This window comes from Streptomyces sp. NPDC001668 (genome assembly GCF_042893155.1).
GTDB lineage: Bacteria > Actinomycetota > Actinomycetes > Streptomycetales > Streptomycetaceae > Streptomyces.
The window spans coordinates 811,883-818,089 of the sequence record NZ_JBIAUQ010000003.1; the positions used below are offsets into that span (position 1 = coordinate 811,883).

General features: G+C 70.2%; 6 protein-coding genes. 2 read left to right on the forward strand and 4 right to left on the reverse strand.

Annotated elements, in window-relative coordinates:
* Window positions 1–11: 11 nt before the first annotated feature.
* The gene (locus tag ACFYZ8_RS13385; RefSeq protein ID WP_359030043.1) at window positions 12–1,283 is read right to left on the reverse strand and encodes an Ig-like domain-containing protein; all 1,272 of its coding nucleotides are present in this window, start codon (window positions 1,281–1,283) and stop codon (window positions 12–14) included.
* 213 nt (window positions 1,284–1,496) lie between these two features.
* A complete protein-coding gene (locus tag ACFYZ8_RS13390) occupies window positions 1,497–1,841 on the reverse strand; it encodes a hypothetical protein (protein ID WP_359030042.1) in 345 nt (114 codons plus the stop codon).
* 130 nt (window positions 1,842–1,971) lie between these two features.
* Here ACFYZ8_RS13390 and ACFYZ8_RS13395 point away from each other — a divergent pair, with 130 nt between their 5' ends.
* Both ACFYZ8_RS13395 and ACFYZ8_RS13400 read left to right on the forward strand, forming a co-directional pair.
* Window positions 1,972–2,253, forward strand: a complete 282-nt coding sequence (locus ACFYZ8_RS13395; protein ID WP_359030316.1) for an LPXTG cell wall anchor domain-containing protein — start codon at window positions 1,972–1,974, stop codon at window positions 2,251–2,253.
* A 42-nt stretch (window positions 2,254–2,295) separates the two neighbouring features.
* Complete coding sequence (locus ACFYZ8_RS13400) at window positions 2,296–3,087, forward strand: hypothetical protein (RefSeq protein WP_388535041.1); 792 nt, start codon at window positions 2,296–2,298, stop codon at window positions 3,085–3,087.
* 49 nt (window positions 3,088–3,136) lie between these two features.
* On the opposite strand, the gene hutH is transcribed toward ACFYZ8_RS13400, so the two are convergent.
* Complete coding sequence (hutH, locus tag ACFYZ8_RS13405; protein ID WP_359030315.1) at window positions 3,137–4,675, reverse strand: histidine ammonia-lyase; 1,539 nt, start codon at window positions 4,673–4,675, stop codon at window positions 3,137–3,139.
* Between the two features lie 81 nt (window positions 4,676–4,756).
* A complete protein-coding gene (locus ACFYZ8_RS13410; protein ID WP_388535044.1) occupies window positions 4,757–5,905 on the reverse strand; it encodes a diguanylate cyclase domain-containing protein in 1,149 nt (382 codons plus the stop codon).
* Window positions 5,906–6,207: the final 302 nt, after the last annotated feature.

Here is a 6,207-nt window from a genome sequence, read left to right on the forward strand (position 1 = left end):
GCGGCGAGACCTCAGACCGCCGACCCCGCCTTCCAGTCCGCCCAGCTCAGGTTCCAGCCGTTGAGGCCGTTGTCCGGGGCCACCGTCTTGTCGCCGGTGTTGGAGACGACGACCACGTCACCGACGATCGAGTTGGTGTAGAACCAGTAGCCCGCCGTGCCGGTGTCGTTGGCACCCTTGGTGTCGGACAGGCCCACGCAGCCGTGGCTGGTGTTCACGCTGCCGAAGACCGACTTGGCGCCCCAGTAGTTGCCGTGCACGAAGGTGCCGGAGTTGGTGAGGCGGATGGCGTGCGGCACGTCCTTGATGTCGTACTCGCCCTTGCCGTCGTCGTCGGTGAAGCCCACGGTCGCGCCGTTCATGCGCGTCTCCTTGAACTTCTCGGACATCACCATGATGCCTTCGTACGTCTTGTTCTCCGGCGAACCGGCCGAGATCGGGATGGTCTTGATCGTCGTGCCGTTGTGCGTGACCTTCATCTGCTTGGTCTTGGCGTCGACGTACGAGATCTGGTTACGGCCGATCTTGAAGGTGACCGTCTTCTGCTGGACGCCGTAGACACCGGAGGCGCCCTCCACGCCGTCGAGCGCGAGCTTCAGCGTGACGGTGGAGTTCTCCTTCCAGTAGTCCTCGGGGCGGAAGTCGATGCGGTTGGCGTTGAACCAGTGGCCGACGACCTCCTGACCGCTGCTGGAGGAGACGGTGATGCCCTTCTGGACGGCCGCCTTGTTGGTGATGGCCTTGTCGAAGTTGATCGACACCGGCATGCCCACGCCGACCGTCGAGCCGTCCTCCGGCGTGAAGTTGCCTATGAAGCTGTTGGCCGGGGAGACCGTCGTGAACGAGGCGTTCTCGTGGGCGACGAGCCCGTCGGAGTCCTTGGCCTCGGCGGCGACCTTGTAGGTCGTGGAGCGCTCCAGCTGGGTGTCGGGCTTCCAGCTGGTCTTGTCGGCGGACAGCTCGCCGGCGACCTTCGTGCCGTCGGTGGTCGTCATCGTCACGTCGGTGAGCGTGCCCTTGCTCACGGTGACGGCGGCCGAGTTGTTGATGGAGGCGTTGTCCGTGCCGTCCTTCGGCGTGATCTTGATCTCGGCCTGGGAGCTCTTCTTCGCCGCCGCCTCGTCGGCCTTGGCCTGCGAGGTGTCGCCGCCGCTGCTGCTGCCGCCCGACGAGGAGTCGTCGCCACCGGAACAGGCCGAGAGCACCAGCACCCCGCCGAGCAGAGCGGACGCGACCGTCAGGCCCCTGCGCCGCTTACTGACCGTCATCACACGCTTCTCCATCGTTGCCGAATCCCAGAAACCCCGAAATCCCGAGAGTCCCCGTCAATAAAACCTAAACGCTACGACCGGTTCGTCCCGTTCCACCTTCTTGGAAGGTGTGGGGCACACCACGTCCGCCGTGGCGGCAGGTGCGTCTGTCGGTCCGTGCGACCCCTGAGACGACGAAACCCCGGACGGCGGTTGCCGCCCGGGGTCACGATTTTCCCGGCGCGCTCAGCCGACGACCTCTTCTTCCTCGTCTTCCTCCACATCATCCTCGTCGAGGTCCCAGTCCGGCGAATCAGGGTCGTAGTCGATCTGCTCGCTGCTCCAGGAGGCCTGGGCCAGTTCGACCCCCGGCACCTCTCCGACCAGGTCGAACGGGTCCACGAGATAGGCGAGCGCCTCCGCCGTGTCTTCCGTCACAGCGCTCTCGGCGTGAGTGCGCTCCTCGTCCGGCATGTCCGGATCCTCCGCGATCCGCGCCAGCGCGGCCCGGGTGATGGCCTCCCGGTCGTCGACCTCGACGACGAGTTCCACCCGAAGCCGCACAAAACGTGATGTCTCTTCAGTGCTCATGCCCGGAGCGTAAAGCCCATCGCTCCCGTGACTTTCCCGTGACCCGCGCCTTTCACTAACATCGCCCCACACGGCCAATTCGCCAGCACCACAAGGGGATCGATATTCCGTGTCATCCGTTCGTCGTCCGTTGCTGACCGCCACCGCCGCGGGGACCCTCCTGGGTGCCCTGTGGTTCGTCCCGTCTGCCAACGCGAGCCAGGACAACCCGGCGAGAACAGAGCCGTCCGTGCAGGCCACGGCGCAGGCGCGGGTCACGACCACGAGCGCGGAGACGTCCACGGACGACACCCGGCTCGCCGACACCGGCAGCTTCGACACGACGCCCTACGTGGTCGGCGGCACCCTGTTCCTCACTCTGGGTGCGGGCTTCGTCGTCTATTCGGTACGCCGGGAACGCCTGGGTTTTTAAACCGGCTTGACGTTTTCTTGGCAAAACGTTCATAGTCCGCACATGAAGAGATCATCGAGGGCGCGCATAGGCGCCGCGGCGACCGTGAGCGTGCTGTCGCTCGCCCTCATCACCGGATGCGGCGGGGGTTCGGACGACGACTCGAAGGAGTCGGGGGCGTCCAAGGAGTCCGGGGCTTCCTCCTCCCCGAGCACGACGACGGCCGCGAAGGCGCTCAGCGCGGCCGAGCTGAAGAAGTTGTTCCTCGCCAAGGGCGAGCTCGCCGGTTACGAGGTCGACACCGCCGGCGACGACACCCTGCCGAAGTCCAAGAGCGAAGTGAAGACCGACAAGGCCGCCTGCGCCCCGCTGGCCCACGCCATGGCGGGCCTCGCGCCGGGCGACACGGACGCGAGCGCGAGCTACACCGTCACGAGGAAGCCGAAGGCCGCCGCGTCCTCGGACGAGGCCTCCCTGGAGGACGCCCTCGACGTCGAGCTCAACTTCGTGGGCCTGTCCTCCTACGACGGCGACGGCGCCGAGAAGGCCGTCAAGACCGTCTCCGACGCCGTCACGGCCTGCGCCGGCGGCTTCACCATCACCGCCCAGGGCGAGAAGCAGAAGATCACCGAGGTCGCCGCGGGGAAGCCCTCCGGCAAGGGCGACGAGTCCGTCGCGTTCTCCGTCGGCTCCGACATGGACGGCGAGGGCAAGGCCACCTTCGACACCGAGGTGGTCCGCGTCGGCAACACCGTCTCCACGTACTACACGGTGAACTTCGCCTCGCTCGACGGCGGCAAGGCCGCCCCGGTGCCGACAGCCCTGGTCGACGCCCAGCTGGCCAAGCTCAAGTAACCATCACCGGGGCCCTGTTCAGCCGTACGGCGCACAGGGCCCCGCCCGCTCACAGAAGCGGCCCGGTGACGGCCTCCACCGCCGACACCAGCCGCCCCTCCCGCACGAACACGTCGGCGGCGGCGAGGTCCGGCGCCAGGAACCGGTCGGGCCCAGGACCCTCGACTCCCGCCTTGCGTACGGCGGTGATGGCGGCCTGCGTCGCGGGCGCCGGACTCAGGCCCTCGCGCAGCTCGACGGCGCGCGAGGCGGCGTAGAGCTCGACGGCGAGGACCCGGGTGAGGTTGTCGACGGCGGTGCGCAGCTTGCGCGCGGCCGACCACCCCATCGAGACGTGGTCCTCCTGCATCGCGGACGAGGGAATCGAGTCGGCGGACGCGGGCACGGCCAGCCGCTTCAACTCACTGACCAGCGCGGCCTGCGTGTACTGCGCGATCATCAGCCCCGAGTCCACACCGGCGTCGTCGGCGAGGAACGGCGGCAGCCCGTGGGACCGGTTCTTGTCCAGCAGCCGGTCGGTTCGCCGCTCGGCGATCGACGCGAGGTCGGCGACGGCGATGGCGAGGAAATCAAGTACATAGGCGACCGGCGCGCCATGGAAGTTGCCGTTGGACTCCACCCGGCCGTCCGGCAGCACGACGGGGTTGTCGACCGCGGACGCCAACTCCCGCTCCGCCACCAGCCGCGCGTGCGCCAGGGTGTCCCGCCCGGCCCCGGCGACCTGCGGCGCGCAGCGCACGGAGTAGGCGTCCTGGACGCGGGGGGCGTCGTCCTGGTGGTGCCCGGTGAGCTCCGAACCCTTCAGCACGGCCAGCATGTTGGCCGCGGAGGCACCCTGCCCCGGATGCGGCCGGATGGCGTGCAGCTCGGGCGCGAGCACCTTGTCGGTCCCGAGCAGCGCCTCAAGGCTCAACGCGGCGGTGATGTCGGCGGACTTGTAGAGCATGTCCAGGTCGGCGAGGGCCATGACCAGCATCCCGAGCATGCCGTCGGTGCCGTTGAGAAGGGCGAGCCCCTCCTTCTCCCGCAGCTCGACGGGCGCGATCCCGTGCTCGGCGAGCAGCTCACCGGCGGGCCGCACGACGCCGTCGGGCCCCTCGGCGTCCCCCTCCCCCATGAGCGTCAGGGCGCAGTGGGACAGCGGCGCGAGGTCACCCGAGCAACCAAGTGACCCGTATTCGTGGACGACCGGCGTGATCCCGGCGTTGAGCACGTCGGCCATGGTCTGCGCGACCTCGGGCCGCACTCCCGTGTGTCCCGAGCAGACGGTCTTCAGCCGCAGGAACATCAGCGCCCGTACGACCTCCCGCTCGACCCTCGGCCCCATTCCCGCGGCGTGCGAGCGGACGATGTTCCGCTGCAACTGGGCCCGGAGCTCCTGGCTGATGTGCCGGGTCGCGAGGGCGCCGAAGCCGGTGCTGACGCCGTAGACGGGCTCGGGCTTGGCCGCGAGGGCGTCCACGATCCCGCGGGCCGCGGCGAGAGCGGCGACCGCCTCCTCGGAGAGCTCGATACGGGCACCGTCCCGCGCCACGGCAAGGACGTCGGACGCGGTGACCCCGGACGTCCCCACCACCACAGTGTGCATATCCATATTCAGGAGCGTACGCACTGAATTCTCGGATGTCACTACTGGGTCGGGGTTACGCCCCTTACCGCCGCGCGTCCCTCAGGGCCGCCGCCCCCGGAACGTCCGCCGCTCGGCCGTCGGCCCGGAGGGGGCGGCATCGGCCAGCCGTACGACGGGATCGTCGGGCCCGGCCCGCCCCGCGACGACAGGCCTATCGGCACGTTCGGCCTTGGCCCGGTACTGCGCGGCATCGGCGAGCCGGAAGAGCCGCCGGCCGGACCGCACGGGCCCGATGGGGTCCGCGGTCGAGGCGACCCCGCACGCGACCCCCTCCCCCAGTTCCAGCTCCCCGGCCCGCCGGCAGAGTTCACCCGCCACCCCGACCACGTCGTCGGCGGGCGGCCCGACCGCGAGCAGACAGAACTCGTCCCCGCCGAGCCGCGCGGCGAGAGCGCCCGGCAGCATGGCCCCGCACAGCGACAGCACCGAGCCGAAACGTTCCAGCAGACGGTCGCCCACGGCGTGCCCACAGGTGTCGTTGACCCGCTTGAGCCCATTGAGATCGCACACGACGAGACTGACGACGACACCGTCCCTCTTGTGCCGGTCGACGGCCTCGTCCAGCCGCACGTCCACGGCACGGCGATTGGCGAGCCCGGTCAGCGCGTCCGTGAACGCCAGCCGTCTCGCCTCCTCCAGCCGCTCCGCCTGAGCGATCCCGGCGGCCACGACGGCGGCCAGTACGGTGGCGAAGTCGGCGTCCTCCCGCCCGAAGACCGGGGCACCGGTGGGCCGGGCGACGTACAGCTCCCCCCACGCCCGCCCGTTCAGCACGATGGGGGCGACGACACAGCTGCCCCGCCCCCTCCTGCGGAGCGCGGCGACCCGCTGGTGCACATACCCGGGCCGCCCCCCGACCACCGGCCCCTCCGCCGTCTCCACCCACGCGTTGGGCTCCCCGCCCCCGGCCCACCGCTCGTGCAGGAACTCGGTGATCTCCGGGAACTGGTGCACCGGGTAGGCCTCACCGTCCGGGAACTCCTCCTCACCGGCGGCCCGCTCCCCCACGTTCACCAGCACCCTGAGCCGTCCGAGCTCCCGCTCCCACACGGACAACGCGGCGAAACTCCCCCCGAGCGCACGGCACGCCCCAGCGGCGGCGGCCCGCCACGCCTCCCGGGAGCCGTGAGCCGCCGCCATGCCCTGCGCCAACGCGACGACCGCGGCCAGCCGGATGTCCTCACCCATCACTCCAGGCTAGGGAGGATTCGGGTGGGGGTCCGGTTGGGGCTGGGCCGTTAGGGAATCCGTGGCGTCCGAGCGGGGCGTCTAGGGGGGTGCCGGGTCGGGTTGTGGGGCGGGTGAGTGGGGGCTGGTCGCGCAGTTCCCCGCGGGGCCGCTGCGCTGGGCTTGGGCGGGGCGCCTATGGGGGTGCCGGGTTCGGTTGTCGGGCGGGTGCGGGTGCGTTGTGGCTGGTCGCGCAGTTCCCCGCGCCCCTGGGGTGGGACGGTGGACGCTCCTCAAGCCGCCGACGGCGGGAAGGGGACGGG

What these genes read in the sequence shown, in the direction of transcription:
- ACFYZ8_RS13385 (WP_359030043.1), bottom strand. Translation starts at nt 1,283, where the DNA reads ATGGAGAAGCGTGTGATGACGGTCAGTAAGCGGCGCAGGGGCCTGACG.
- ACFYZ8_RS13390 (WP_359030042.1), bottom strand. Translation starts at nt 1,841, where the DNA reads ATGAGCACTGAAGAGACATCACGTTTTGTGCGGCTTCGGGTGGAACTC.
- ACFYZ8_RS13400 (WP_388535041.1), top strand. Translation starts at nt 2,296, where the DNA reads ATGAAGAGATCATCGAGGGCGCGCATAGGCGCCGCGGCGACCGTGAGC.
- hutH (WP_359030315.1), bottom strand. Translation starts at nt 4,675, where the DNA reads ATGCACACTGTGGTGGTGGGGACGTCCGGGGTCACCGCGTCCGACGTC.
- ACFYZ8_RS13410 (WP_388535044.1), bottom strand. Translation starts at nt 5,905, where the DNA reads ATGGGTGAGGACATCCGGCTGGCCGCGGTCGTCGCGTTGGCGCAGGGC.